The following is a 24,574-nucleotide window of genomic DNA, read 5'->3' on the forward strand; positions in this document are numbered from 1 at the left end:
AGCGTGTGTTCTAGCCGCGGGGGGGGGGGGGGGGGGGGGGGGCCGCCCCCCCCCCCCCCCACGACCCGGCGACCTCAGCTCCGAGCACCCTGCCGAGCCTGGGTGAATTCCCAAGCGTCCCGCACGATCCCGGCCAGCTCGGTCCGCTCCGGCTTCCACCCCAAGTCCTCACGAGCCCGGTCGCTGGCCGCCACGAGCACCGACGGATCACCGGCCCGTCGCGGCGCCACCGCCGCCGGGATCGGGTGGCCCGTGACCTCACGGCAAGCCTCGATCACCTGCAGAACGGAGAACCCCGTGCCATTGCCCAAGTTGTAGATGCGGTGCGTGCCCGCCGTCGCGCTCTTCAGGGCCAGCAGGTGCGCGTCCGCGAGGTCCACCACGTGGATGTAGTCGCGGACCGCCGTGTGGTCCGGCGTCGGGTAGTCGTCGCCGAAGATCTGGATCTTTTCGCGGTCGCCCGTTGCGACCTGGAGCACGAGGGGGATGAGATGGGTTTCCGTGGTGTGGCGCTCCCCGAACGCGCCGTACGCGCCCGCGACGTTGAAGTACCGCAGGCTCACCGCGGCCAGGCCGTGCGCGCCGGCGAAGCTGGTGATCGCGTGGTCGATCGCGAGCTTCGTGGCGCCGTAGGTGTTGGTCGGCCGGGCCGGCGCGGACTCCGGGATCGGCGACTGCTCCGGCTCGCCGTAGGTCGCCGCCGTGGAGGAGAACACCAGGCGCGGCGTGCCGTGCTCGCGCATGGCCTCGAGCAGCCGCAGCGACGTGACGACGTTGCCTTCCCAGTACTTCGCCGGCTCCGTCATCGACTCGCCGACCAGCGACTTGGCCGCGAAGTGCAGCACGCCGTCGAAGCCCTCGCGCAGCAGGCTGCCCGCCACCTCGGCGGCGTCGCCCTCGACGAACCGCGCGTCCGGGTGGACGGCGTCGGCGTGGCCGGTGGACAGGTCGTCGACGACCGTGACCTGGTGCCCGGCCTCGATCAGCCGGGCCGCGCAGACACTGCCGACGTACCCGGCTCCGCCCGTCACGACCAGCTTCAGGGCGTTGCTCTGCTCCGACACATCCAGGCCTTCCTGCCGAGGGTGATGACTGTCCTCGCCAGTCTTCCCCCTCGGCAGCGTGCGGGTCCGCCCGGGGCCTCAGACCTCGTCGCGACCGGCGCCGCGCGACGGCACCGCGGTGAACATCCGCGGCCGCCGGTAGCCGGCCTTTTCGTACGCCGCTTCGACGGCCGCCTTGACGCCGTCCAGGTCGGCGTCACGCACCAGCGCGATCGCCGAACCGCCGAAGCCGCCACCGGTCATCCGGGAGCCGAGGGCGCCGGCCTCGCGCGCCGAGTCGACCGCGAGGTCCAGCTCGGCCGTGGAGATCCGGTAGTCGTCACGCATGCTGACGTGCGAAGCGTCCAGGTACGGGCCGATGTCGGCCAGCCGGCCGGCCCGCAGCAGCTCCACGGTGTCGAGCACCCGCTGGTTCTCGGTGACGACGTGCCGGACGAGCGGCACCAGGTCTTCGGGCAGCCGGTCGAGAGCCGCGGAAAGCCCCTCGACGGTGATGTCGCGCAGCGCCTTCACCTCGAGCAGCTCCGCAGCGCGCTCGGTGCCGCGGCGACGCTCGCCGTAGCCGCCCTCGGCGTGCGAGTGCTTCGTGCGGGTGTCCATGATCAGCACCTGCAGCCCGGCGTCGGCCAGGCCGAAGGGCACCTGCTCCTGCTCGCCGGAGCGCACGTCGAGGAACAGGACGTGGGACTCGGTGCAGCAGAGGGACGCCGTCTGGTCGAGCAGGCCGGTGGGCGCGCCGACGAAGTCGTTTTCGGAGCGCTGGACCCACCGCGCCACCTGGGGCCGCGTCGGGACGCGCTCGCCGGGCGCGCCGAGCTCCAGCCCGGCCAGGCCGAGCAACGCCAGCGACACCGCGCACTCGAGCGCGTGAGAGGAGGACAGCCCCGCTCCCGATGGCACGTCCCCGGCGACGACCAGGTCGGCGCCGGCCGTGAAGCCCTGGTCGCGCATGACCCAGGCGACCCCCGCCGGGTACGCGGCCCACCCCTCGACCGTGCCCGGCGCCAGGTCGGCGATCTTGAGCTCGCCGGAGCGCTGGAGCTGGCCGTCGTCGCCCAGGGTGGCCACGGACAGCACGCCGTCCTCGCGGGGCGACGCCGCCGCGGCCAGGCGGTGCGGCAGGGCGAACGGCAGCACGAAGCCGTCGTTGTAGTCGGTGTGCTCGCCGATCAGGTTGACGCGCCCGGGCGCGGACCACACGCCGGCGGGCGCGACTCCGTGGACCGTGCGGAACGCCGCCACGGCCTCCGAAGCGGGGCTCACCTGGCCTGCGCCAGGACTGCGTGCAGCGCGGAGCTGGCGACCTGGGCGGTGTTCTCGCCGCCGGTGACCTCGACGGTGCCGCCGTTGGCCTTGCCGATGGTGACCGTGCCGCCCGGCACGATGCCGACGGACTTGAGCTCGGTCATCAGCGACTCGTCCAGCTGGACGTGCTCGGCGATGCGCCGGATCTCGACGCGGCCACCGCCGGTGCGGGCGAACTCGTCGAGCCGGACGAGGTCGGCCTCCGCGGGCGGGGCCGGGTCGCCGTCGCCCAGCTTGTCCAGGCCGGGGATCGGGTTGCCGTAGGGGGAGGTGGTCGGGTGGTCGAGCAGCTTGACCAGCTTGCGCTCGACGGCCTCGCTCATCACGTGCTCCCACCGGCACGCCTCGTTGTGCACGTGCTCCCACTCGAGCCCGATGACGTCGACGAGGAGGCGCTCGGCCAGGCGGTGCTTGCGCATGACGGCGATGGCCAGCTCGCGGCCGTGGTCGGTCAGCTGGAGGTGCCGGTCGTCGGCGACCACGACGAGGCCGTCGCGCTCCATCCGGGCGACGGTCTGGCTCACGGTCGGGCCGCTCTGCTGCAGGCGCTCGGCGATGCGGGCGCGCAGCGGAACGACACCTTCTTCTTCGAGCTCGTAGATAGTACGCAAGTACATCTCGGTGGTGTCGATGAGATCGTTCACGCTGTCCCCTTCGTCCGCGTTGCTCATCGTAGTCGTTGACCCCGACAGCGGCGGCGGGCCTTGGGGATAACAACTCGCCGGTGACGGATATGTCCGCACCCCGGCGCGGCCGGGCGGGCGGCCGCTGGAAGATGGGAGGCATGCGTCCGCTGATCAGCACCACCGACCTCGCCGCCGCGCTGGCCGGCCCGGCCGGGGACCGGCCCGTCGTCCTCGACGTCCGCTGGCGGCTCGCCGGGCCGCCCGGCGCCGATTCCCACCGCGAGGGCCACGTGCCCGGCGCGGTCTTCACCGACCTCGACCACGTGCTCGCGGGCGAGCCGGGCGAGGGTGGCCGGCACCCGCTGCCCGACCCGGCCGACCTGCAGCGCGACCTGCGCGCGGCCGGCGTCCGGACAGGCGCGCCGGTGGTGGTCTACGACGACGCCGACGGTTCGGTGGCCGCGCGGGCGTGGTGGCTGCTGCGCTGGGCCGGCCATGACGAGGTGGCGGTGCTCGACGGCGGTTACGCTGCGTGGACGGCCGACGGCCACCCGGTGAGCAAGGAGCAGCCGCGGCCCGAGCCGGGGGACATCACGGTCCGGCCGGGCGGCCTGCCGGTGCTCGACGCGGACGAGGCGGCGGCCCTGGCCCGCGACGGCCTGCTCCTGGACGCGCGCGCGAACCCCCGCTACACGGGCGAGACCGAGCCGGTCGACCCGCGGGCGGGCCACATCCCGGGCGCGGTGAACGCCCCGTTCGCGGGCCACACGACCGACGACGGCCACTGGCGCGCGCCGGAGGAGCTGGCCGCCCGGTTCGCGGACCTGGGCCTGCGCCCGGGCGAGCCGGTCGGCGCGTACTGCGGTTCGGGGGTGACGGCGAGTTCGGTGGTCCTCGCCTTGGAGCTGGCGGGCCACCCGGGCGCGGGGTTGTACGCGGGCTCGTGGTCCCACTGGTCCCGCGACCCGCAGCGCCCAGCGGCGACGGGCGACCTGCCGGGCTGAGCAGCCGCGAACCGGCCGGGCGGCCATCACCGGCCGGCGGTCGGCACGCCGGGGAGCGAGTGGCGCCGGCGAGCAGCCGCCGAGCGGCGGGCAGCCGGGTCGCGGGTGACTCGCCGGAGAGCCGTCGCGGAGCGGTGGGCAGCTGAGCCTGCGACGAGGGCAGCGGGCTACCTGACTGGCTGAGCCGCCCGCGGCAGCCGCCGCGGGCGGCGGGGCTGCGCTCCGGCGAGCGGAGTGCAGCCGGAGCCCGTGGCGAGCTGCCTGGCCGTCGCGGACCAGCAGAGCGGCAGCCCAGCGCATCGGGCCACCGCCGCCGCCGCCGGTGAGCCACCGCCGCCGCGAGTCAGCCACCGCCGCCGGAGAGCCGTCGCGGAGCGGCGGGCAGCTGACTGGCTGAGCCGCCCGCGGCGGCCGGCGCCGCCCGCCGGTGAGCTACCGGCGCGGCGGGCGGGCTACCCCGCGCCCGGCACTTCCGGTCCACGCGTTCCCCCGATCGGCACTAGAGTCGAGCGCATGTCGCCGGCCGTCGTTTGGGACTCCGCCCTTCTCGGTTATGACCTGGGTGGGGACCACCCGTTCAACCCCGTCCGGCTGGAGCTCACCGTCCGGCTGGCCACCGAACTCGGCGTGCTCGACGACGTCCCGCTCCTCATCCCCACCGGGGCCGGCGACGAGGAGCTCCTCCGGGTCCACGCTCCCGAATACATCGCCGCCGTGCGGGAGGCGCCGCTCGTCGGGTGGGATGTCGGGCACGGGCTCGGGACCGCCGACAACCCCGTCTTCACCGACATGCACGACGCCTCCGCCCTCGTCGTCGGCTCGACGCTGCTCGCCGCGCGGAAGATCGCCGAAGGCGAGGCCACCCGGGCCGTCAACATCGCCGGCGGGCTGCACCACGCCATGCGTGACCAGGCTTCCGGCTTCTGCGTCTACAACGACTGCGCCGTCGCCATCTCGTGGCTGCTCGACCACGGCTTCGAGCGCATCGCCTACATCGACACCGACGTCCACCACGGCGACGGCGTCCAGGCCGCCTTCTACGACGACCCCCGCGTCCTCACCATCTCGATGCACCAGCACCCCTTCACGCTCTGGCCGGGCACCGGCTACTCCGCCGAGACCGGCCGCGGGAAGGCCGACGGCACGGCCGTCAACGTCCCGCTACCGCCACGCACACGCGATCCGGGGTGGCTGCGCGCCTTCAACGCCGTCGTTCCCTCACTCCTCGCCGACTTCGAGCCGCAGCTGCTGTTCACCCAGTGCGGCGTCGACTCGCACGAGGAAGACCCCCTGGCCGACCTGTCCCTGTCCGTCGACGGCCACCGCACCATCTACGCCACTCTCCGCGATCTCGCCGAGACGTACGCGGGCGGCAAGTGGATCGCCGTCGGCGGGGGCGGCTACCAGCTGATCCGCGTCGTCCCGCGGTCGTGGACGCACCTGATCGCCACCGTCCTCGACCGGGACGTCGCCCCGGCGACGCCGCTGCCGCCCGGCTGGGTCTCCACCGTCACCAAGGCCGCGCCGAACGCCGAGCTGCCGCAGGCGATGACCGACGCCCGCGAGACCGAGTTCAAGCCGTGGGGCGACGGCGAGGACGACCCGGTGGACGTCGCCGTCCGGGACACCCGCCGCGCCGTCTTCCCCCTGCACGGCCTCGACCCGGACGACCCCAGGGACTGACGATGGCCGGCCGGGATCCTTTCGACTACCCCCGCGACTGGGAGGCCGACGTCGTGCTTTCCGACGGCGGCACCGTCCACCTGCGACCGATCGTCCCCACCGATGCCGACGGCTTGGTCGCCTTCCACGGCAAGCTTTCCGAGCGCACGCGGTACTTCCGCTACTTCGGCGCCTACCCACGCATTCCCGAGAAGGACCTGAAGCGCTTCTCGACGGTCGACCACCACGACCGCGTCGCGTTCGCCGCCTTCCTGGGCGACGACATCGTCGCGGTCGGCCGGTACGAACGGCTCGACCACGGCCCGTCGGCGGAGGTCGCCTTCGTCGTCAGCGACGCGCACCAGGGCCGCGGGCTCGGCTCGATCCTGCTGGAGCACCTCGCCGCGGCCGCCTCCGAATGCGGGCTGCGCCGGTTCGTCGCCGAGGTGCTCGCCGAGAACGCCGCCATGGTGCGGGTCTTCCGCGACGCGGGCTACCAGGTCAGCCGCGAGATCGAGGAAGGCGTGCTGCACCTGGAGTTCGACATCGACCCGACCGAGGAGTCCCTCGCGGTCGCGCGCTCCCGGGAGCAGGCCGCCGAGGCGCGCAGCGTGCACAACCTGCTGCACCCGACGTCGGTCGCGGTGATCGGCGCGTCCGCCGAGCCGGGCAAGGTCGGGCACGTCGCCTTCGCAAACCTCTTGGCCGCCGCGTTCACCGGCACCGTCTACCCGGTCAACCCGGAGCACCGCTCGGTCCGGGGCGTCCGCGCGTACCCGTCGGTGCTGGACATCCCGGACCCGGTCGACCTGGCCGTCGTGGCGGTGCCCGCCGAGTCCGTCGAGTCCGTTTTGGACGCTTGTCTCGCGAAGGGCGTCAAGACGCTGCTGATCCTCTCCAGCGGCTTCGCCGAAGCCGGCCCGCACGGCCTGCACGCCGAGCTGCGGCTGGTCGGCGAGGCGCGGGCGCACGGCATGCGCGTCGTCGGCCCGAACGCCCTCGGCGTGCTCAACACCGCGCCCGGCGTCCGCCTCAACGCCACCCTCGCGCCGCGGCTGCCCGTGCGCGGGCGCACCGGGTTCTTCTGCCAGTCCGGCGCGCTGGGCACCGCGATCCTCGCCGACGCCGAGTCGCGCGGGCTCGGCCTGTCGACGTTCGTCTCGGCCGGCAACCGCGCCGACGTCTCGGGCAACGACCTGCTGCAGTACTGGGAAACCGACCCGGACACCGACCTCGTCCTGCTGTACCTCGAGTCGTTCGGCAACCCGCGCAAGTTCGCGCGGCTGGCCCGCCGCCTGGCCCGGACGAAGCCGATCGTCGCGGTGAAGTCCGGTCGGCACGCAGTCCGCCCGCAGCTGGCCGCGACGTCCACCGAGATCGACGAGGCCAGCGTGCAGGCCCTGTTCGAGCAGGCCGGCGTCGTGCGGGTGGAGTCGCTGGCGCAGCTGTTCGACACCGCGCTCGTGTTCGCCCACCAGCCGCTGCCCGCCGGGCCGCGGATCGGCATCGTCGGCAACTCCAGCGCGATCGGGCTGCTGGCCGCCGACACCGCGCGGATGCAGGGGCTGCGGCTGGCGTTCGACCCGGTCGACGTCGGCCCGCAGGCCGGCCCGGACGACTTCGCGAAGGCGGTCGGCGAGGCGCTCACGTCGCCGGACACCGACGCACTGGTCGTCGTGTTCGCGCCACCGGTGGCGATTCCCGGCACGGCGTACGCGCGCGCCCTGCGCGAAACCGTGGTCGAACTGGGGCAGCGCAAGCCGATCGTCTCGACATTCCTCGCCGCCGAAGGCGTGCCCGACGAACTGGCCGTCTCGACCGGCGACGGCGTCCCGACGCGCGGTTCGATCCCGTCGTACCCGAGCCCGGAACGCGCCGTCAACTCGCTCGCCCGGGTCGTCCGGTACGCGGCCTGGCGGCAGCGCCCGCAGGGCACGCTGGTGCGGCCGGCCGGGATCCACACCGAACAGGCGCAAGGGCTCGTGCGGGAACTGCTCGACGCCGAGAGCGGCAAGACGACGCTGCTGTCCGACACCGACGTAGTGCGGCTGTTGGGCTGCTACGGCATCGACGTCGTCCCGTTCCGCGTGGCGTCCACAGTGGACGAAGCCGTCGCGGCGGCGGCCGAGCTGGGTTACCCGGTGACGCTCAAGGCCGTCGACGAGCGGCTGCGCGGCCGGCCCGACCTGGCGGGGGTCCGGCTCGACCTGGCGTCGGCCGACTCGGTGCGCACCGCCTACGAAACGCTGCGCGAGATCTCCGGCGACGACGACGTGTACGTCCAGCGGATGGCCCCGAAGGGCCTGTCGTGCGTGATCGGGCTGCAGGACGACCCGTCGTTCGGCACGCTCGTGTCGTTCGGGCTGTCGGGGCTGGTCAGCACGCTGCTGGGCGACCGCGCGTACCGGGCGGTGCCGCTCACCGACGTCGACGCGGCCACGCTGCTGCGCGAGCCGCGGACGGCGCCGCTGCTCACCGGCTACCGCGGCGACGAGCCCGCCGACCTCGCCGCCCTGCAGGACATGGTGCTGCGCGTCGCCGCGCTGGCCGAGGACAACCCGGAGGTGCGTTCGCTGGTGCTCGACCCGATCCTGGCGTCGCCGGACGGCGCCTTCGTCGCCAACGCCCGACTCGTGCTGGGGCCGCCTCCGTCGCGGCCCGACACCGGCCCGCGGCGCCTGCGCGCCATCAACCCCTTGGACTGACCATGCCGACCTTGACCGAGGTGCTCAGCAAGCACATCGAGGACGTCCCGGGCGCGGTGGCGCTCGTCGCGCACGGCGGACAGCTCGAAGTGGCGGCCGTGGGTTCGGCCGACACCGAGGGCACCGTGCCGATGGCGCGCGACTCGCTGTTCCGGATCGCGTCGCTGACCAAGCCGATCGTCGCCGCGGCGGTCCTGCTGCTCGTCGACGACGGCGAGCTCGCGCTGGACGACCCGATCGCGCGCTGGCTGCCGGAGCTGGCGTCGCCGGTGGTCGTGCGGACGCCGGCCGGGCCGGTCGACGACGTCGTGCCCGCCGTCCGCCCGATCACGGTGGCCGACCTGCTGACGTTCCGCTGCGGGTACGGCCTCGCGGCGGACATGACGCTGCCCGCGGTCGACCTGCTGCTGCAGGTGCTGGGCCACCCGGCGGCGGCCCCGCGGGCGCTGGCGCCGGACGAGTGGCTGGCCGCGCTGGCGCAGGTGCCGCTGCTGCACCAGCCGGGGGAGGCGTGGCTGTACGACACCGGGTCCGACATCCAGGGCGCGCTGATCGCGCGGGTGGCGGGCCGGTCGCTGCCGGAGTTCCTGGCGGAGCGGGTGTTCGAGCCGCTGGGCATGGCCGACACGGGGTTCGCGGTGCCGACGGCCGCGCTGGGCCGGTTCACCAGCGCGTACCGGCCCGGGGAGAGCGGGCTGCGGCTGATCGACTCGCCGGAGGGGCGCTGGAGCAGCGCGCCGGCGTTCCCGTCGGGCGCGGCGGGCCTGGTGTCGACGGCCGACGACCTGCTCAAGTTCGCCCGGTTCCTGCTGGACGAAGGCACGGTCGACGGCCACCGGCTGCTGACGGCGCAGTCGGTGCACGGGATGACGACCGACCACCTGACCCCGGCCCAGCGCGAGGCCGGGCGGCTGTTCCTGCACGGCCAGGGATGGGGCTACGGCGGATCGGTCGACGTCCGGGCGACGCGGCCGTGGGAGGTCCCGGGCCGCTACGGCTGGGTCGGCGGCGCGGGCACGGCCTGGCACCTCCACCCGGCGACGGGCACGGTGACGGTGTTGCTGACGCAGGTGGAGATGACGAGCCCGGAGCCGACACCGCTGATGCAGGAGTTCTGGCAGTACGCGGCCGAGCGCTGACGGCCGGGGCGGCAAGCTCGCCTGCGCGGTGGGAAAGCCGGGCCGCGCCGGCCGCCGGCCACGGTCGAGGCGAAGCCCGGCCCGCTGAGTCGCGTCAGTCGCCCACTCCGGCCAGCTCCAAAGCCTCCGCCGCGCACCGCAGTGCCGCCCGGTTCGCCTCCGCGTCCGGATGCGTCGGCGATACCGCCAACGTCGTCACCCCGGCCTCCGCGAGCGCGCGCATCCCGTCGGCGATGCGTTCCTTCGGGCCGAGCAGCGATGTCGCGTCCAGGAACTCCAGCGGGATCGCCGCCATCGCGCCGGCGTAGTCCATCGTCAGGTACCGCTCGCGCACCTCGTCGGCCGCGGCTTCGTAGCCCGTCCGGGCCACCAGGTCGCGGTAGAAGTTCCGCTCCCGGCTGCCCGCGCCGCCGACGAACCCCGCCACGTACGGCCGGGCGTGGTCCGCCGCCCTTCGCCAGTCGGGGCCGACCGCCAGGGGGACCGTCGCCACGACGTCGAACCCGGCCAGGGTTTCGCCGATCTTCGCGCGGCCCGCGCGGATCCGGGCGAGCGCCTCGCCGCCGTGCTCCGCCGAGAAGAACAAGCCGAGCCAGCCGTCCGCGATCTCGCCCGTGAGCTCCAGGTTCTTCGGGCCCAGCGACGCCAGGTAGAGCGGGATGTGTTCGCGCACCGGCGGCACCGCGAGCGGCAGCGCCTTGCCGGGGCCGCCCGGCAGCGGCAGCCGGAAGTGCGCGCCGTCGTGGCGGACCCGCTCGTACCGCAGGGCCTTGCGGACGATCTCGACGTACTCCCGGGTGCGTTCGAGGGGCTTCGCGAACGGGACGCCGTACCAGCCTTCGGCGACCTGCGGGCCGGACACGCCGAGCCCGAGCCGGAACCGGCCGCCGGACAGGTTGTCCAGGGTTGCCGCCGTCATCGCGGTCATCGTCGGCCGGCGCGCCGGGATCTGCAGGATCCCGCTGCCGAGGTCGATCCGCTCGGTCCGCGCGGCCAGCCACGCCAGCACGGTCGCGGCGTCCGAACCGTAGGCCTCGGCCACCCACGCCACGGAGAACCCGAGCCGGTCGGCCTCTCTGGCCAGTTCGAGATTCGCCCAGTCGTTCCCGGCACCCCAGTACCCGATGTTCAGTCCGATTTTCACTCACCCGAAGTTACCGTTGGTGATCAACGAACTACCGGTCTTCAGGGGTGGGACAGGGGTGCCGATCACCCGGCCAGCAGGTTCCCGAGCACCAGCAGCTGCGGCGTCGCCGGGCCCAGCTCGAACTCGAGGCGTTTCGCGGCCGTGAAGTAGCGGTGCACCTCGTGGTCGACGTCGATGCCGACGCCGCCGTGGACGTGCACCGTCGTGTGGGCCACGCGGTGTCCGGCTTCCGCGGCCCAGAACTTGGCCGTCGCCACCGCTTCCGCCGCGGGCAGGTCCGACGCCAGCTGCCAGGCGGCCTGCAGCGACGTCAGCCGGACCGCCTCGACGTCGACGTAGGCGTCCGCGAGGCGCTGGCGGACCGCCTGGAAACCGCCGATGACGTGGTCGAACTGCTTGCGCTCGGCCGCGTACGCCGCCGTCAGCTCCAGGGCTCGCTCGACAACGCCGAGCTGCTGCGCGCACACGCCGGCCGTCCCGCGCAGGCGCAGCCACTCGCCGATGTCGCCCAGCGACGTCCCGGGCACGTCGGAAAGCTCCAGCAGGCACGCGTCCGCGTGGTCGGTCGTCCGCTGCGGCCGCACCGAGACCCCGGGCGCGGCCGCGTCGACCAGGAAGACCTCGTCCCCGGCGGCGACCAGGAACCCGTGGGCGAACGCGCCGAACGCGACCGCGGACCGCGAACCGGACAACCGGCCGCCGGACGCGGTGAACCCGGACAGCGCCACCGCTAGAACACGTTCTCCTCGCAGTACCGGCAGCACCCAGCGGTCCACCAGCTCCGGCGTGCCGAACTCGGCCAGCGCCGACGCCGCCATCGTGATCGACGGCAGGTAGGGGACGCCCGCCACCGCGCGGCCGATCTCGGTGAGCACCGCGCACTGCTCCAGCAGGCCGAACCCGCCGCCGCCCAGCGACGACGGCAGGGCCGCGTCGAGCACGCCCGCGTGGCCCAGCGCCGTCCACAGTGGAGCGTCGAAGCCGCCGGTGCCGTGCGGGTCGTGGGTGGCCTTGCCGGCGATGATCCGCCGGGTCAGCGCGGCCAGGTCGGCCGACGCCTCCGAAGGGGTGAAGTCCATGGAACGCTCCTAGCGCGTGACGGGCAGGCCGAGGGCGGTCGCGGCGATCATGTCCCGCTGGATCTCGTTGGTGCCGCCGCCGAAGGTGAGGATCAGCGCCGACCGGTGCAGCCGCTCGATCCGCCCGGCCAGCACCGCGCCCGGCGAGCCGTCGCGGACGACGGCGGCCGCGCCCAGCACCTCCATCAGCAGCCGGTAGGCCTCGATCGCGAACTCCGTGCCGTACACCTTCGTCGCCGACGCCTCGGCCGGCCCGAGGTCGCTCGCCGCGGCCGCCCACGCGATCCGCCAGTTCCGCAGCTTCAGGTACTCCGCGCCGGCGTGCACCCGCGCGAGGTGCACCCGCACCCATTCCTGCTCGATGGCGCCGGTTTCCTTCGCCCACTCGAGGACGTCGGCGAGCGCCTTGCGGACGGGCGCCGACGACGTCAGCGCGACGCGCTCGTGGTTGAGCTGGTTGGTGATCAGCGGCCAGCCCGCGTTCTCCTCGGCGACGCGCGCCGACACCGGCACGCGCACTTCGTCGTAGTACGTCGCGCTCGTGCCCGCCCCCGCGACCGTGTGCACCTTCGTCCACGAAAACCCCGAAGACGACGTCGGCACGATCAGGATCGACAGCCCGCGGTGCTTCTTCGCGTCCGGATCGGTCCGGACGGCGAGCCACACGTAGTCGGCGTACTCGATCAGGCTCGTCCACATCTTCTGCCCGGTGACGACGTACTCGTCGCCGTCGCGCACCGCGCGGGTCCGCAGCGACGCGAGGTCCGTGCCGGCCTCCGGCTCGGAGTAGCCGATCGAGAAGTGCAGTTCGCCCGCGGCGATCTTCGGCAGGTAGAACGCCTTCTGCTCGTCGGTGCCGTAGCGCATGATGGTCGGCCCGACGGTGTTGACCGTGAGGAAGGGGACCGGCACCCCGGCGATCGCCGCTTCGTCGGTGAAGATGAGCTGGTCGAGCATCGGCCGGCCCTGCCCGCCGTACTCCTTCGGCCAGCCGAGCGCGAGCCAGCCGTCCTTGCCCAGCTGCCGGACGATCTCCTTGTACGCCAAGCCGTCGCCGTACTCGCCGCCGCCCGCGCGCAGGCTCTCCCGCCGCTCCGGCGTCATCAGCTCGGCGAAGTACTCCCGAAGCTCCGCGGCCAGCGCGCGCTGCTCCGGTGTGTAGTCGATCCGCACCCGTCACCTCGATCCGGCGTTATAGTAGAACCTGTTCTAGTTGTACCAGGACTCACGCGGCGGAGGAAGCATGGAGATCGGCGTCGATCGTTCGCTCTGCGAGGCGAACGCGGTGTGTGTCGGGTTCGCGCCGGACGTCTTCGACCTGGACGACGACGAAGAACTCGTCATCCAGCCGGGCCCGGTGCCGGCCGATCAGATAGAACAAGTTACAGATGCCGTCAAAGGTTGCCCAAAGAACGCCCTGTTCATCGCCGGTTAGCACTGTTCACTGAACCCCTTGCGGAGAGCAAGAACAGATTCTAGTGTAGGCGCGGTCACAGGACTCGATGAGGAGGCCTCGCGTGAGCCTGACCGGCAAGACTGCGATCGTAACCGGCGCCGCCGCGGGATTGGGACGGGCCGAAGCCCTCGCCCTCGCCGCGCGCGGGGCCACCGTCGTCGTCAACGACATCACCGAGGCCAAGGACGTCGTCGAAGAGATCGAAGGCGCCGGCGGCAAGGCCGTCGCGGTGGCCGGCGACGTCGGCGACCGGGCCACCGCGGACGCGCTCGTGGCCGCCGCGCTCGACCTCGGCGGGCTCGACATCGTGGTCAACAACGCGGGCGTGCTGCGCGACAAGATGCTCTTCTCGATGTCCGACGACGAGTGGGACACCGTCCTGCGCGTCCACCTGCGCGGGCACTTCCTGTTGTCCCGCAACGCCACGAAGTACTGGCGCGACAAGTCCAAAGCGGACGGACAGCCGGTGTACGGGCGCCTGGTCAACACCGCGTCCGAAGCGTTCCTCATCGGCTCGCCCGGCCAGCCCAACTACGCCGCGGCGAAGGCGGGCATCACCGCGCTCACCATGTCGGCCGCCCGCGGCCTGGCCAAGTACGGCGTCCGCGCCAACGCGATCTGCCCGCGGGCGCGGACGGCTATGACCGAGGGCGTGTTCGGCGCGGCTCCCGCCGAGGGCGCCGACCCGCTCTCGGTCGAGCACGTCGCCCCCTTCGTCGCCTACCTCGCCTCGCCCGCGGCCGAGCACGTCAACGGCCAGGTGTTCGTCGTCCACGGCGGCACGGTCGCCCTGGTCGAGCCGCCGCGGATCGAGCACCGCTGGTCCCTCGGCGAACTCGAGACGTCGGTCAGCGCCTTCTTCGCCGACCGCGACCCCGGCCGGATGTTCGCCGCCACCGAGATCCTGGGAGAGTCATGAGGCTGGACGGGAAGATCGCCCTGATCACCGGCGCCGCGCGCGGCCAGGGCGCCGCGGCCGCACGCGCGTTCGTCGCCGAGGGCGCGAAGGTGGTGATCGCCGACATCCTCGACGACGAGGGCAAGCAGCTCGCCGCCGAGCTCGGCGAGCAGGCCGTCTACCAGCACCTCGACGTCGGCAGCGAGGACGACTGGACGGCCGCGGTCGAGCGGGCCGCGACCGAGTTCGGCGCGCCGAACGTGCTGGTCAACAACGCGGGGATCCTCCACTTCTCGGAACTCGGCAAGACGAAGCTGGCCGACTACGAACGCGTCATCCGGGTGAACCAGATCGGGGCGTTTCTCGGGATGCGCTCGGTCGTTGAACCGATGACCGCCGCCGGCGGTGGCTCCATCGTCAACGTGTCCTCTGTGGAGGGACTGGCCGGGATGCCCTTCCTGATCGCCTACACGGCGAGCAAGTTCGCGATCCGCGGGATGACCAAGGTCGCCGCGATGGAGCTCGGCAAGAAGCACATCCGCGTCAACTCGGTCCACCCCGGCGCGATCGACACGCAGATGGTCGAGACCGCGGCGGGCGGGCAGAAAGTCGACATGTCGTACGTGGGGAAGAAGGTCGCGCTCGGCCGCGTCGGGCAGCCGGAGGACATCGCGAAGCTCGTCCTCTTCCTGGCCAGCGACGAAAGCGCGTACTGCACGGGGGCGGAGTTCGTCGCGGACGGCGGGGCCACGGCGTCGCACGCGCTCAACCTGAGTTTCTGACGTGATCAGTTAACACCGCTAACGAAAATCGGGCACCGGGTATGGAGAACACTCGGAGGTCAGCGACGACCTACTGGGAGGTGTGGTGAGCGAGAGCACGGGCACGCTCCCGGGAACCGCGGCCCTGACCCAGGTCGGCCGCCTCGCGACGCTCTCCTGGGAGGTCCTGCGGGCGATCTTCAAACGCCCCTTCCAGTTCCGCGAGTGGATCCAGCAGTGCTGGTTCTTCGCCAGCGTCACGATCCTGCCGACCGCGCTGGTCGCCATCCCGTTCGGCGCGGTGATCGCGTTGCAGCTCGGTTCGCTGACCGCGCAGATCGGCGCGCAGTCGTTCACCGGCGCGGCCAGCGCGCTGGCGATCGTGCAGCAGGCCAGCCCGCTGATCACCGCGCTGCTCGTCGCGGGCGCCGGCGGCAGCGCGGTCTGCGCGGACATCGGCGCGCGCAAGATCCGCGAAGAGATCGACGCCATGGAGGTCCTCGGCGTCAACCCGATCCAGCGCCTGATCGTGCCGCGGGTGCTCGCCGCGATGGTCGTTTCGGTATTGCTCAACGGCTTGGTCAGCGTGGTCGGCGTCCTCGGCGGCTACTTCTTCAACGTCGTCCTGCAGGGCGGCACGCCCGGCGCGTACTTGGCCAGCTTCAACGCGCTGGCCCAGGTGCCCGACCTCTGGGTCAGCGAGATCAAGGCGCTGCTGTACGGCTTCGTCGCCGGGGTCGTCGCGGCGTTCCGCGGGCTGAACCCGCCGCCCGGGCCGAAGGGCGTCGGCGACGCCGTCAACCAGGCCGTCGTCATCACGTTCCTGCTGCTGTTCCTCATCAACGTCGTGCTCACCGCGATCTACCTGCGGATCGTCCCGCCGAAGGCCATGTGATGACGGCCGAACCCCTCGACACCACCGACCGGACGCTCGAGTACATCGCGCGTCCGGGCCAGAGCCTGGAAGGACTCGGCAAGCAGCTCGCGTTCGCCGCGAAAGCGCTCGCCTGGTCGCCGCGCACGATCCGCCGCTACGGCCGGGAAACCCTGCGGCTGCTCACCGAAGTCTGCTTCGGCACCGGCGGCCTCGCCGTCATCGGCGGCACGCTCGGCGTGATGATCGGGATGACGCTGTTCACCGGTCTCATCGTCGGCCTCCAGGGCTATTCCGCGCTCAACCAGCTCGGCACGGCCGCGCTCACCGGGTTCATCTCCGCCTACTTCAACACCCGCGAGGTCGCGCCGCTCTCGGCCGGGCTCGCGTTGAGCGCGACCGTCGGCTGCGGCTTCACCGCCCAGCTCGGGGCGATGCGGATCTCCGAGGAGATCGACGCGCTCGAAGTCATGGGCGTGCCGAGCATGCCGTACCTGGTGACGACGCGGGTGCTCGCCGGCGTCGCCGCGGTGATCCCGCTGTACGCGGTCGGCCTGCTTTCGAGCTACCTCGCGTCGCGGCAGATCACCATCTGGCTCTACGGCCAGTCCGCCGGCACCTACGACCACTACTTCACGCTGTTCCTGCCACCCGGCGACGTCCTCTGGTCGTTCGGGAAGGTGATCGTGTTCAGCGCACTGGTGATCCTGTCCCATTGCTACTACGGCTTCAACGCCAGCGGCGGCCCGGCCGGCGTCGGCGTCGCGGTGGGCCGCGCGGTGCGGACGTCGATCGTGCTGATCTCGGTGCTGGACTTCTTCTTGTCCCTCGCGATCTGGGGCGCGAACACGACGGTGAGGATCTCCGGATGAGGCGCGAGCTCCGGCAGCGGCTCCGGTACCAGGTGCTGGGGCTCGCCTTCCTGCTCGTGGCCGCGTTGTTCATCGCGTTCACCCTCGCCGTCTACAACAAGGCGTTCACGCCGGTGACGCTCGTGAAGCTGGAGACCGACCGCGTCGGCAGCCAGCTGCGCACCGGCGGGGACGTCAAGGTCCGCGGCATGCTCGTCGGCGAGGTCCGCTCGGTGCTGGCGAAGGGCGACCACGCCGAGCTGGAGCTGGCCCTGGACCCGGACAAGACGCACGTCATCCCGAAGAACGTCTCCGCGCGGCTGCTGCCGAAGACGCTCTTCGGCGAGCGGTACGTGGCCCTGCAGCTCCCCGACACTTCGCAAGGCCCGATCAAGGCCGGCGACGTCATCCCGCAGGACCGCAGCAGCGCGGCGATCGAACTGCAGAAGGTCCTCGACGACGTCATGCCGCTGCTGCAGGCCGTCCAGCCGGAGAAGCTGGCGAGCACGCTGACGGCGGTGTCGACCGCGCTCGAGGGCCGCGGCAAGCAGCTCGGCCAGACGCTCGTGCAGCTCAGCGACTACCTCGGCAAGCTCAACCCGTCGCTGCCGGACGTCAAGGCCGACATCACCGGCCTCGCGAACGTCGCGAACACCTACGACAAGGCCGCGCCGGACCTCCTGCAGGCGCTGTCGGACCTGACGACGACGAGCCGGACGATCGTCGACCAGCGCGCGCAGCTGACCGACCTCTACGCCACCGTCACCGCGGCTTCGGTGGACCTCACGAGCTTCCTGCAGGTCAACAAGGACAACCTGATCCGGCTCACCACGGCGATCCAGCCGACGCTGGACGTCCTCGCGAAGTACGCGCCCGAGTACCCGTGCCTGATGCGGCAGCTCGCCGAGTCCGTGCCGCGCGCGGAGCTGGCGTTCGGCAAGGGCACCGCGCACCCCGAGGTCAGCCGGGTCACCATCGAGTTCGCCGCCAGCCGCGGCAAGTACCTCCCCGGCGTCGACGAGCCGAAGTACGAGGACAAGCGCGGGCCGCGGTGCTACCCGAGCGTCCCGCACCCCGGGGTGTGGCCGCAGTACCCGCCGGACGGTGCCATCAAGGACGGTTCCACCAAGCCCCCGCCGCCGAAGTACCCGCCCGAGACGCTGCCGGCCGGCGGCGGCGCGATCGGCGGGAGCGGCACGATCGTCGGCTCGGCCTACGAAAACGACCTGATCGACCTGCTCGCCTCGCCCGCGCTCGGCACCTCGCCGGGTGACGTGCCGGGCTGGGCCGGCCTGATCGTCGGGCCGCTCTACCGCGGGGCGGAGGTGGAGCTGAAGTGAGGAGCTTCGTCCCGTCCCTCGTCAAGCTCACGGTGTTCGCCGTCGTCACCGTGCTGCTCACCGGGATCCTGGCGGCCACCATCGCGAACACGAACTTCGGCGAGACGTCCGGTTACCTGGCGAAGTTCACCGACGCGTCCGGGCTCAAGGAAGGTGACGACGTCCGCATCGCCGGGGTCAAGGTCGGCCAGGTCGACGCGATCGAGGTCGTGGAGGGCGAGCGGAACCTGGCGCAGGTGCGCTTCGACGTCGAGCACGCCTACCGGTTGCCGGAGACGGTGACCGCGACCATCAAGTACCGCAACCTCGTCGGCCAGCGCTACCTCGCGCTCGGCACCGACGTCCCGGGCGATCGCGCGTTGCCGGACGGCGGCACGATCCCGCCGGAGCGCACCAAACCCGCGTTGAACCTGACCGTGCTGTTCAACGGCTTCAAGCCGCTGTTCAAGGCGTTGAGCCCCAAGGACGTCAACCAGCTCTCGGCCGAGATCATCAGCGTCTTCCAGGGCGAGGGCGGCACGATCACCAGCCTGCTGCAGCACACCGCGTCCCTGACGACGGCGATCGCGAGCAAGGACCAGGTGATCGGGCAGGTCATCGCGAACCTCAACACCGTGCTCGGCACGGTCAACGCCCATGGCCCGCAGCTCGGCGACCTCATCGAGCAGACGCAGAAGCTGGTCAGCGGCCTGGCCGAGCAGCGCAAGCCGATCGGCGACGCGGTCAGCGCGCTCGGCGACCTCGCCGTGTCCACGACCGGCCTGCTCGCCGACGCGCGCCCGGCGCTCAAGGACGACGTCGCTCAGCTCGGGGTCCTGTCGCAGAACCTCGGCGACTCCGGCGAGCTGCTCAACCACCTCCTCGAGGTGCTGCCGGGCAACCTGCAGAAGTTCACCCGGACGCTGAGCTACGGCAGCTGGTTCAACTACTACCTGTGCGGGATCACCGGCACCATCGGCATTTCCTCGCTCGACATCACCCTGCCGATCGTCCCCATCCCCGGCACCCAGCGCGCGGAGAGGTGTGGTCCGTGAAACCGCTGAAGGATCGCAACCAGGCAGGCGTCGGCGCGGTCGCGCTCGTGCTGATCGTGCTCGTCACCGCCACGACGTACTTCTCCGACCAGCTCCCGTTCTTCGGCAACGGCACGACGTACTCGGCGTACTTCGGCGAGTCCGCCGGGCTGGCGCCGGACAACGAGGTCGAGGTCGCCGGGGTCAAGGTCGGCACGGTGTCGTCGGTGAAGCTGGCCGGCAAGCAGGTGCTGGTCCGCTTCCGCGTCAAGGACGTCCGGGTCGGCGACGCCACGACGGCGTCCATCGAGATCAAGACGCTGCTGGGGGAGAAGTACCTCGCGCTCGACCCGAAGGGTGACGGCACGCAGCAGCCGGACTCGACGATCCCGCAGGCCCGCACGCGCACGCCGTTCCAGCTGCAGGACGCGTTCGAGCAGCTGTCGACGACGGTCGGCGACATCGACACGAAGCAGCTCGCGGACAGCTTCAACGCGTTGTCCGACAGCCTCAAGGACAGCCCGCAGTACCTGAAGGACACGCTGACCGGCCTGTCGTCGCTGGCTCGCACCGTCTCTTCCCGCGACGCCGACTTGCACACCTTGCTGGCCAACACGAGCCAGGTGTCGAAGACGCTGTCCGACCGCAACGCCCAGCTCCAGCGCGTGATCAGCGACGGCAACCTGCTGCTCACCGAGCTGCAGAACCGCAAGAAGGCGATCAACGCGCTGCTCACCGGCACCCAGCAGCTCTCGCAGCAGCTCACCGGGCTCGTCCAGGACAACCGCGCGCAGCTGAAACCCACGCTGGACAAGCTCGGGAAGGTGACCGACATCCTGCAGCGCAACCAGGGCAACCTCGACAAGAGCCTGCAGCTGATGGCGCCGTTCGCCCGCGTCGGCGCGAACGCGACCGGCAACGGCCGCTGGTTCGAGGGTTACCTGTGCGGCCTGCTGCCGCCGACGATCAACGCCGGCGTCGTCACCATCAACCCCGAAGGCTGCACGCCGCCGATCGCGGCGCCGAACCAGGGGGTGGGCCGCCGATGACCATCCGCACCTACCGCGGCCGCAGCCTGGTGACGTGGCTGGCGTTCGCCTGCGTCCTGGCGCTGGTGGTCACCGCCGGGCTGTGGCTGGTGTTCCGTGCTTCGACGGGCACCACGCTGTCGGCGTACTTCGGCAAGACCGTCGGGCTCTACGCGGGTTCGTCGGTGCGGGTGCTCGGCGTGCCGGTCGGGCAGGTCACCGACGTCACGCCGGAGGGCGACGCGGTGCGCGTGGACATGCGCGTCGACGACGTGTCCCTGCCCGCCGACGTCGGGGCGGTCGTCGTCGCGCCGAGCCTGGTCAGCGACCGGTACGTCCAGCTGACCCCGGCGTACGACAGCGGGCCGACCCTGGCGACGGGAACGGTCCTGCCGCGCGACCGCACGGCGACGCCGGTGGAACTGGACGACCTGTACTCGAGCCTCGACAAGCTGTCGACGGCGCTGGGACCCAACGGCGCCAACAAGGACGGCGCGCTGTCCGGCGTCCTGGACACCGCGGCGAACACGTTGAAGGGCAACGGTGCTTCGCTGAACTCGACGGTCGGGCAGCTCGCCGGGCTGGCCAAGACCCTCGACGGCTCGAAGGACGACCTGTTCTCGACCGTCCAGAACCTCAACTCGTTCACCGGCGCCTTGGCCCAGAGCGACCAGCAGCTCAACGAGTTCTACGGACGCGTCGCCGACGTCAGCCAGTTCCTGGCGGCGGACTCCAACGACGTCGGGGCGGCGTTGCAGTCCCTCGGCGGGGCGCTCGGCGACGTGCAGCAGTTCGTCAACGACAACAAGGGCGCGCTGGAGTCCAATGTGGACAAGCTTGCGTCGTTGTCGAAGGTCTTGGTCGACCAGCGGGCCTCGCTCGCCGAGGTGCTCGACATCGCACCGACCGGCGCGACCAACTTCATCAACTCCTACGACGCGGCGTCCGGCACCATCGCCGTCCGCGACAACCTGAACGAGCTGACCAACCCGCCGATCCTGACCGTCTGCCGGCTGATCAGCTCGTTCACGCCGAAGCAGGTCCCGGACACGCTGGGGAACATCTGCAAGCAGCTGGCGCCGGTCCTCGACGGGGCGTTGAAGCTGCCGACCATCCCGCAGGTGCTCAACTCCTTGCAGAACGGGACGCTTCCGCCGCTGCCACTTCCGCTGGTCGACGTCATGGAACAGCTTTCGGGCGGTGCGAAGTGAAGCGGTTCGCAGGTGTGCTCGCCGGGCTGCTCGTGCTGGCCGGCTGCAGCGACGGCGGGTTCAACGGCCTCTACGGCACGCCGCTGCCGGGCGGCGCCGACGTCGGCGACCACCCGTACCACGTGACCGCGCTGTTCACCGACGTGCTCGACCTGGTGCCGCAGTCCAGCGTCAAGGTCAACGACGTCGCCGTCGGGCGGGTCGACAAGGTCACGCTGACGCCGGACACGCGGTCCGCGCTGGTCGCGATGACCGTCAACGGCGACATCGCGCTGCCCGCGAACGCGCGGGCCGAGCTGAAGCAGTCTTCCCTGCTGGGCGAGAAGTTCGTCGAGCTGAGCGTGCCGACGGCCGAGCCGGCCACCGGTCACCTCGGCGACGGCGCGCAGATCCCGCTCGGGCGCACCAACCGCAACCCCGAGGTCGAGGAGGTGCTCGGCGCGCTTTCCCTGCTGCTCAACGGCGGCGGCGTCGAGCAGATCCAGAAGATCAGCCACGAGCTGAACGACGCGCTGTCCGGCAACGAGCCGGAGATCCGCGCGCTGCTGTCGCGAGTGGACGAACTGGCGACCCAGCTCGACGGGCACCGCACCGAGATCCTCCGCGCGATAGACGGGCTCGGGAAGCTGTCCCACACCTTGGCCGGTCAGACGCAGAACCTGTCGAACGCGCTCGACAACCTCGCGCCGGGCCTGAAGATCGTCACCGACCAGCGCGACCAGCTGGTCGGGATGCTGAACGCGCTCAACACGCTGTCCGGCGTCGCCGTCGACACCGTGACGAAGAGCCGCGACGAGCTGGTCGCGAACCTCAAGGCGTTGCAGCCGACGCTGACGAAGCTCGGCGAGGCGGGTTCCAACCTGCCGAACGCGTTGCAGATCCTGCTGACCTACCCGTTCCCGGACTACGCGGGCAACGTGATCAAGGGCGACTACGCGAACGTCGAGGCCAACGTGAACCTCGACCTGGACACGCTGATCTCGAACTTCACGAACTCGTCGCAGCCGCCGATCGCGCTGCCGTCCGGCCAGCCGTCCGCCGTCGCACCACCGCTGCCGCTGCCCGACCTCGGTTCGGTTCCGCAGTCCGCGGGGCCGAACCTGCTGGGCGGCCTGCTCGGCCTGATCGGGGGCGGCAAGTGACCACCCGCAAGATCCGGATCCAGCTGTTCGCGTTCGTCGTGATCGCGGTGGTGTCGGTCGTCTACGCCGGTGGCCACTACGCCGGGCTGGACCGGCTCTTCGGCAACCGCGGCTACGTCGTCACCGCGCAGCTGAGCGACTCCGGCGGCATCTTCGTCAACTCCGAGGTCGCCTACCGCGGCGTGACGGTCGGGCGGGTGACCGGGATGACGCTGACCGAGCACGGCGTCGACGTCGCGCTCGACATCGACGCGGGCGCCCCGGACATCCCGGCCGACGCGCACGCGCAGGTGGCGAACCGGTCGGCGGTGGGGGAGCAGTTCGTCGACCTCCTTCCCCTGCACAACGGCGGGCCGTTCCTGAAGGACGGCTCGGTGATCACGGCGGACAAGACGTCGCTGCCGCCGTCGCCGGACACGGTGCTCACGCATCTGGACGATCTCGTCGCGAGCGTGCACCCGGAGTCGCTGCGGACGGTCGTCGACGAGACGTACAACGCGTTCGCCGGCGCGGGGCCGGAACTGCAGCAGCTGCTGGACAGCACGGGTTCGCTGACCGCCGTCGCCGCGCAGTACGTCCCGCAGACGCAGGGGTTGCTGTCGAACTCGCGGGTGGTGCTGGACACGCAGCAACGGCAAGCGGCGAACATCACCGACTTCGCGTCCGGGTTGCGCACGATCGCCGGCCAGCTCAAGAAGTCCGACCCGGACCTGCGGCGGGTGATCGCGGAAGCCCCGCGGCTGAGCCGGCAGATCAGCGACGTGCTCGCCGCGTCCGGCACCGACCTGGGCGTGCTGTTCGCGAACTTGCTGACCACCGCGCAAATCACGTCGTCCCGTCGCGACTCCCTCGAGGAACTGCTGGTGGCGTACCCGATCATCGGGGCGTTCTCGCCGTCGACGTCCCCGGACGGCACAGGGCACTTGGGCGTGGTGTTCAACTTCTTCGACCCGGCCTCGTGCACGAAGGGGTACGAGGGGACGAAGCAGCGTCCGGCGAACGACGAGACCGAGGCGCCGGTGAACATGAACGCGTACTGCGCCGAGCCGCCGGGCAGCCCGACCGGGGTGCGCGGGGCCCAGAACGCGCCTTACGCCGGGAAACCGCCCGCGATTCCGGCTGCTCCTTCGCAGACTGCGTCGGCGCCTTCGCAGGCTCAGCTACCGGGGATGCTAAGCCTGCTTACCGGTCCTTCTTCCGGTGGCCTTGGCCGGCTGTTGGGCGCACCGTGAAGGTTCTGATCGTGGCCGCGGTGCTTTCGGTTTTGGCCGCCGCGTTTTCGGGCTGGTCCTGGTGGCGGGCGGCCGCGGACGATTCCTTCGCCCGCGGCCGGGAGCGTGACGCGGTCCTGGCGGCGGCGGGCCCGGAGCTGGTGACGCTGAACACGATCGACTACCGCTCGGCCGGCGCGGACGTGGACCGCTGGATCGCGGCTACCACAGGCCAATACGGAAAGGACCTTTCAGGCGACCGGCAGTTGCAGATCGACCGGGCTTCCACTGCGCGTACGGTGTCTTCGGCGTCGCTGGTTCAGGCGGCGGTGACGGAAATCGACGTCTCTCGTGGGACCGCGCGGCTTTTGGCGGTGCTGGATGTCCGGGTTTCTTCCGGCGGTGGTGCTGCGTCGCCGCGCTTGAACCGGTTGACTGTCGACGTTTCTCGTTCCGTTGACGGCTGGAAGATCGCGGGCGTTCAGGCGGCTGGGTCATGAGGCGGCTTCTGCTGGCGATCGTGGTGGTGGCTCTGGGCTGCACCGTGTGGTTCGGCGTCGAGACGGCTTCGCTTTCTCCTGGGGACAATCAGGCTTTGGTTGATTCCGCTGGAACTGCTTCCGTTTCGGCTGAGGTCAGTGATGCCGTGAAGTCGGTTTTTTCTTATGACTACGCGAATCTTGCTCGGACCGAGCGAGCGGCTTCCCAGGTTTTGACGGGCGATGCCGTTCGTCAGTATCAGGACCAGTTCGCTTCCGCTCGGACTCGTGCTGCTGCGGAGAAGCTGGTTCGGACCACTACGGTTCGGGCTGTGGGGGTTCGGTCGTTGGTGGGCGATGATGCTTCGCTCTTGTTGTTCTTGGATCAGCAGACTGTTGCTCAGGGCGGGGGAGCGCCTTCGTCTACCGTTGCTCAGTTGGCTGTCACTGCCCGGCGGGTTGATGGGCATTGGAAACTTGCTTCTTTGACTGCGCTGTAGGCGTTGTTACTCGGCTCTAATGCGCCCAGGCCCTGGCTGTCCAGGCGGATGCGCCCGACCTCGATTTTCGCGATGTCCG

At 71.4% G+C, this 24,574-nt stretch carries 23 protein-coding genes; 17 read left to right on the plus strand and 6 right to left on the minus strand.

Annotation, left to right across the window (positions count from 1 at the left end; genetic code table 11):
* Positions 1-74: 74 nt before the first annotated feature.
* From galE to ACIRSS_RS01405, 3 genes are all read right to left on the minus strand, one after another.
* Positions 75-1,064 (minus strand): UDP-glucose 4-epimerase GalE, encoded by a 990-nt coding sequence (galE, locus tag ACIRSS_RS01395; protein ID WP_400889351.1) that lies wholly within the window; start codon positions 1,062-1,064, stop codon positions 75-77.
* Between the two features lie 78 nt (positions 1,065-1,142).
* The gene (gene galK, locus ACIRSS_RS01400) at positions 1,143-2,327 is read right to left on the minus strand and encodes a galactokinase (RefSeq protein ID WP_400889352.1); all 1,185 of its coding nucleotides are present in this window, start codon (positions 2,325-2,327) and stop codon (positions 1,143-1,145) included.
* Positions 2,324-3,040: a metal-dependent transcriptional regulator gene (locus ACIRSS_RS01405; RefSeq protein ID WP_400889354.1), complete on the minus strand. Its 717-nt coding sequence runs from the start codon at positions 3,038-3,040 to the stop codon at positions 2,324-2,326. The genes galK and ACIRSS_RS01405 overlap by 4 nt, the downstream gene beginning before the upstream one ends.
* Before the next feature lie 113 nt (positions 3,041-3,153).
* Here ACIRSS_RS01405 and ACIRSS_RS01410 point away from each other — a divergent pair, with 113 nt between their 5' ends.
* From ACIRSS_RS01410 to ACIRSS_RS01425, 4 genes are all read left to right on the plus strand, one after another.
* Positions 3,154-3,999, plus strand: a complete 846-nt coding sequence (locus tag ACIRSS_RS01410; RefSeq protein ID WP_400889356.1) for a sulfurtransferase — start codon at positions 3,154-3,156, stop codon at positions 3,997-3,999.
* 513 nt (positions 4,000-4,512) lie between these two features.
* Positions 4,513-5,682, plus strand: a complete 1,170-nt coding sequence (locus tag ACIRSS_RS01415; protein ID WP_400889358.1) for an acetoin utilization protein AcuC — start codon at positions 4,513-4,515, stop codon at positions 5,680-5,682.
* 2 nt (positions 5,683-5,684) lie between these two features.
* The gene (locus tag ACIRSS_RS01420; RefSeq protein ID WP_400889360.1) at positions 5,685-8,366 is read left to right on the plus strand and encodes a GNAT family N-acetyltransferase; all 2,682 of its coding nucleotides are present in this window, start codon (positions 5,685-5,687) and stop codon (positions 8,364-8,366) included.
* Positions 8,367-8,368: 2 nt separating this feature from the next.
* The gene (locus ACIRSS_RS01425) at positions 8,369-9,505 is read left to right on the plus strand and encodes a serine hydrolase domain-containing protein (protein WP_400889362.1); all 1,137 of its coding nucleotides are present in this window, start codon (positions 8,369-8,371) and stop codon (positions 9,503-9,505) included.
* 94 nt (positions 9,506-9,599) lie between these two features.
* On the opposite strand, the gene ACIRSS_RS01430 is transcribed toward ACIRSS_RS01425, so the two are convergent.
* The 3 genes from ACIRSS_RS01430 to ACIRSS_RS01440 all read right to left on the minus strand — a co-directional run bounded on the left by ACIRSS_RS01430 (position 9,600) and on the right by ACIRSS_RS01440 (position 12,904).
* Positions 9,600-10,649 carry an LLM class F420-dependent oxidoreductase gene (locus ACIRSS_RS01430; protein ID WP_400889364.1) on the minus strand — a complete coding sequence of 350 codons (1,050 nt, stop codon included), beginning with the start codon at positions 10,647-10,649 and terminating at the stop codon, positions 9,600-9,602.
* 65 nt (positions 10,650-10,714) lie between these two features.
* Positions 10,715-11,731, minus strand: a complete 1,017-nt coding sequence (locus ACIRSS_RS01435) for an acyl-CoA dehydrogenase family protein (RefSeq protein ID WP_400889366.1) — start codon at positions 11,729-11,731, stop codon at positions 10,715-10,717.
* A 9-nt stretch (positions 11,732-11,740) separates the two neighbouring features.
* Positions 11,741-12,904 (minus strand): acyl-CoA dehydrogenase family protein, encoded by a 1,164-nt coding sequence (locus ACIRSS_RS01440; protein WP_400889368.1) that lies wholly within the window; start codon positions 12,902-12,904, stop codon positions 11,741-11,743.
* 70 nt (positions 12,905-12,974) lie between these two features.
* On the opposite strand from ACIRSS_RS01440, the gene ACIRSS_RS01445 reads away from it, so the two are divergent.
* The 13 genes from ACIRSS_RS01445 (at position 12,975) to ACIRSS_RS01505 (ending at position 24,495) form a co-directional block, all read left to right on the plus strand.
* Positions 12,975-13,166, plus strand: coding sequence for a ferredoxin (locus ACIRSS_RS01445; protein ID WP_400889370.1), 192 nt, complete (start codon positions 12,975-12,977; stop codon positions 13,164-13,166).
* A gap of 82 nt (positions 13,167-13,248) precedes the next feature.
* Complete coding sequence (locus tag ACIRSS_RS01450; RefSeq protein ID WP_400889372.1) at positions 13,249-14,106, plus strand: 3-oxoacyl-ACP reductase; 858 nt, start codon at positions 13,249-13,251, stop codon at positions 14,104-14,106.
* Positions 14,103-14,867: a glucose 1-dehydrogenase gene (locus tag ACIRSS_RS01455; RefSeq protein ID WP_400889374.1), complete on the plus strand. Its 765-nt coding sequence runs from the start codon at positions 14,103-14,105 to the stop codon at positions 14,865-14,867. The genes ACIRSS_RS01450 and ACIRSS_RS01455 overlap by 4 nt, the downstream gene beginning before the upstream one ends.
* An 85-nt stretch (positions 14,868-14,952) precedes the next feature.
* Positions 14,953-15,741 (plus strand): MlaE family ABC transporter permease, encoded by a 789-nt coding sequence (locus ACIRSS_RS01460; protein ID WP_400880932.1) that lies wholly within the window; start codon positions 14,953-14,955, stop codon positions 15,739-15,741.
* Positions 15,741-16,592 (plus strand): MlaE family ABC transporter permease, encoded by an 852-nt coding sequence (locus ACIRSS_RS01465; protein ID WP_400889376.1) that lies wholly within the window; start codon positions 15,741-15,743, stop codon positions 16,590-16,592. Before ACIRSS_RS01460 ends, ACIRSS_RS01465 begins: the two co-directional genes overlap by 1 nt.
* Positions 16,589-17,911: an MCE family protein gene (locus ACIRSS_RS01470; RefSeq protein WP_400889378.1), complete on the plus strand. Its 1,323-nt coding sequence runs from the start codon at positions 16,589-16,591 to the stop codon at positions 17,909-17,911. Before ACIRSS_RS01465 ends, ACIRSS_RS01470 begins: the two co-directional genes overlap by 4 nt.
* Positions 17,908-18,945 (plus strand): MCE family protein, encoded by a 1,038-nt coding sequence (locus ACIRSS_RS01475; RefSeq protein ID WP_400889380.1) that lies wholly within the window; start codon positions 17,908-17,910, stop codon positions 18,943-18,945. Before ACIRSS_RS01470 ends, ACIRSS_RS01475 begins: the two co-directional genes overlap by 4 nt.
* Entirely contained in the window at positions 18,942-19,973 is a 1,032-nt protein-coding gene (locus ACIRSS_RS01480) for an MlaD family protein (RefSeq protein ID WP_400889382.1), read from the plus strand. The genes ACIRSS_RS01475 and ACIRSS_RS01480 overlap by 4 nt, the downstream gene beginning before the upstream one ends.
* Positions 19,970-21,163 carry an MCE family protein gene (locus tag ACIRSS_RS01485; protein WP_400889384.1) on the plus strand — a complete coding sequence of 398 codons (1,194 nt, stop codon included), beginning with the start codon at positions 19,970-19,972 and terminating at the stop codon, positions 21,161-21,163. The genes ACIRSS_RS01480 and ACIRSS_RS01485 overlap by 4 nt, the downstream gene beginning before the upstream one ends.
* The gene (locus ACIRSS_RS01490) at positions 21,160-22,305 is read left to right on the plus strand and encodes an MCE family protein (RefSeq protein ID WP_400889386.1); all 1,146 of its coding nucleotides are present in this window, start codon (positions 21,160-21,162) and stop codon (positions 22,303-22,305) included. The genes ACIRSS_RS01485 and ACIRSS_RS01490 overlap by 4 nt, the downstream gene beginning before the upstream one ends.
* Complete coding sequence (locus tag ACIRSS_RS01495; RefSeq protein ID WP_400889388.1) at positions 22,302-23,537, plus strand: MCE family protein; 1,236 nt, start codon at positions 22,302-22,304, stop codon at positions 23,535-23,537. The genes ACIRSS_RS01490 and ACIRSS_RS01495 overlap by 4 nt, the downstream gene beginning before the upstream one ends.
* Before the next feature lie 8 nt (positions 23,538-23,545).
* On the plus strand, positions 23,546-24,016 hold the full coding sequence (locus tag ACIRSS_RS01500; protein WP_400893334.1) for a hypothetical protein: 471 nt from the start codon (positions 23,546-23,548) through the stop codon (positions 24,014-24,016).
* Positions 24,013-24,495 carry a hypothetical protein gene (locus ACIRSS_RS01505; RefSeq protein ID WP_400889389.1) on the plus strand — a complete coding sequence of 161 codons (483 nt, stop codon included), beginning with the start codon at positions 24,013-24,015 and terminating at the stop codon, positions 24,493-24,495. Before ACIRSS_RS01500 ends, ACIRSS_RS01505 begins: the two co-directional genes overlap by 4 nt.
* Positions 24,496-24,574 lie beyond the last annotated feature (79 nt).

The organism is Amycolatopsis sp. NPDC101161 (assembly GCF_044768185.1).
Classification (GTDB): domain Bacteria; phylum Actinomycetota; class Actinomycetes; order Mycobacteriales; family Pseudonocardiaceae; genus Amycolatopsis.

Coding starts and splice junctions, on each gene's coding strand:
- ACIRSS_RS01405 (WP_400889354.1), bottom strand. CDS start 3,040: ATGAGCAACGCGGACGAAGGGGACAGCGTGAACGATCTCATCGACACC.
- ACIRSS_RS01410 (WP_400889356.1), top strand. CDS start 3,154: ATGCGTCCGCTGATCAGCACCACCGACCTCGCCGCCGCGCTGGCCGGC.
- ACIRSS_RS01415 (WP_400889358.1), top strand. CDS start 4,513: ATGTCGCCGGCCGTCGTTTGGGACTCCGCCCTTCTCGGTTATGACCTG.
- ACIRSS_RS01420 (WP_400889360.1), top strand. CDS start 5,685: ATGGCCGGCCGGGATCCTTTCGACTACCCCCGCGACTGGGAGGCCGAC.
- ACIRSS_RS01425 (WP_400889362.1), top strand. CDS start 8,369: ATGCCGACCTTGACCGAGGTGCTCAGCAAGCACATCGAGGACGTCCCG.
- ACIRSS_RS01435 (WP_400889366.1), bottom strand. CDS start 11,731: ATGGACTTCACCCCTTCGGAGGCGTCGGCCGACCTGGCCGCGCTGACC.
- ACIRSS_RS01445 (WP_400889370.1), top strand. CDS start 12,975: ATGGAGATCGGCGTCGATCGTTCGCTCTGCGAGGCGAACGCGGTGTGT.
- ACIRSS_RS01455 (WP_400889374.1), top strand. CDS start 14,103: ATGAGGCTGGACGGGAAGATCGCCCTGATCACCGGCGCCGCGCGCGGC.
- ACIRSS_RS01465 (WP_400889376.1), top strand. CDS start 15,741: ATGACGGCCGAACCCCTCGACACCACCGACCGGACGCTCGAGTACATC.
- ACIRSS_RS01470 (WP_400889378.1), top strand. CDS start 16,589: ATGAGGCGCGAGCTCCGGCAGCGGCTCCGGTACCAGGTGCTGGGGCTC.
- ACIRSS_RS01485 (WP_400889384.1), top strand. CDS start 19,970: ATGACCATCCGCACCTACCGCGGCCGCAGCCTGGTGACGTGGCTGGCG.
- ACIRSS_RS01505 (WP_400889389.1), top strand. CDS start 24,013: ATGAGGCGGCTTCTGCTGGCGATCGTGGTGGTGGCTCTGGGCTGCACC.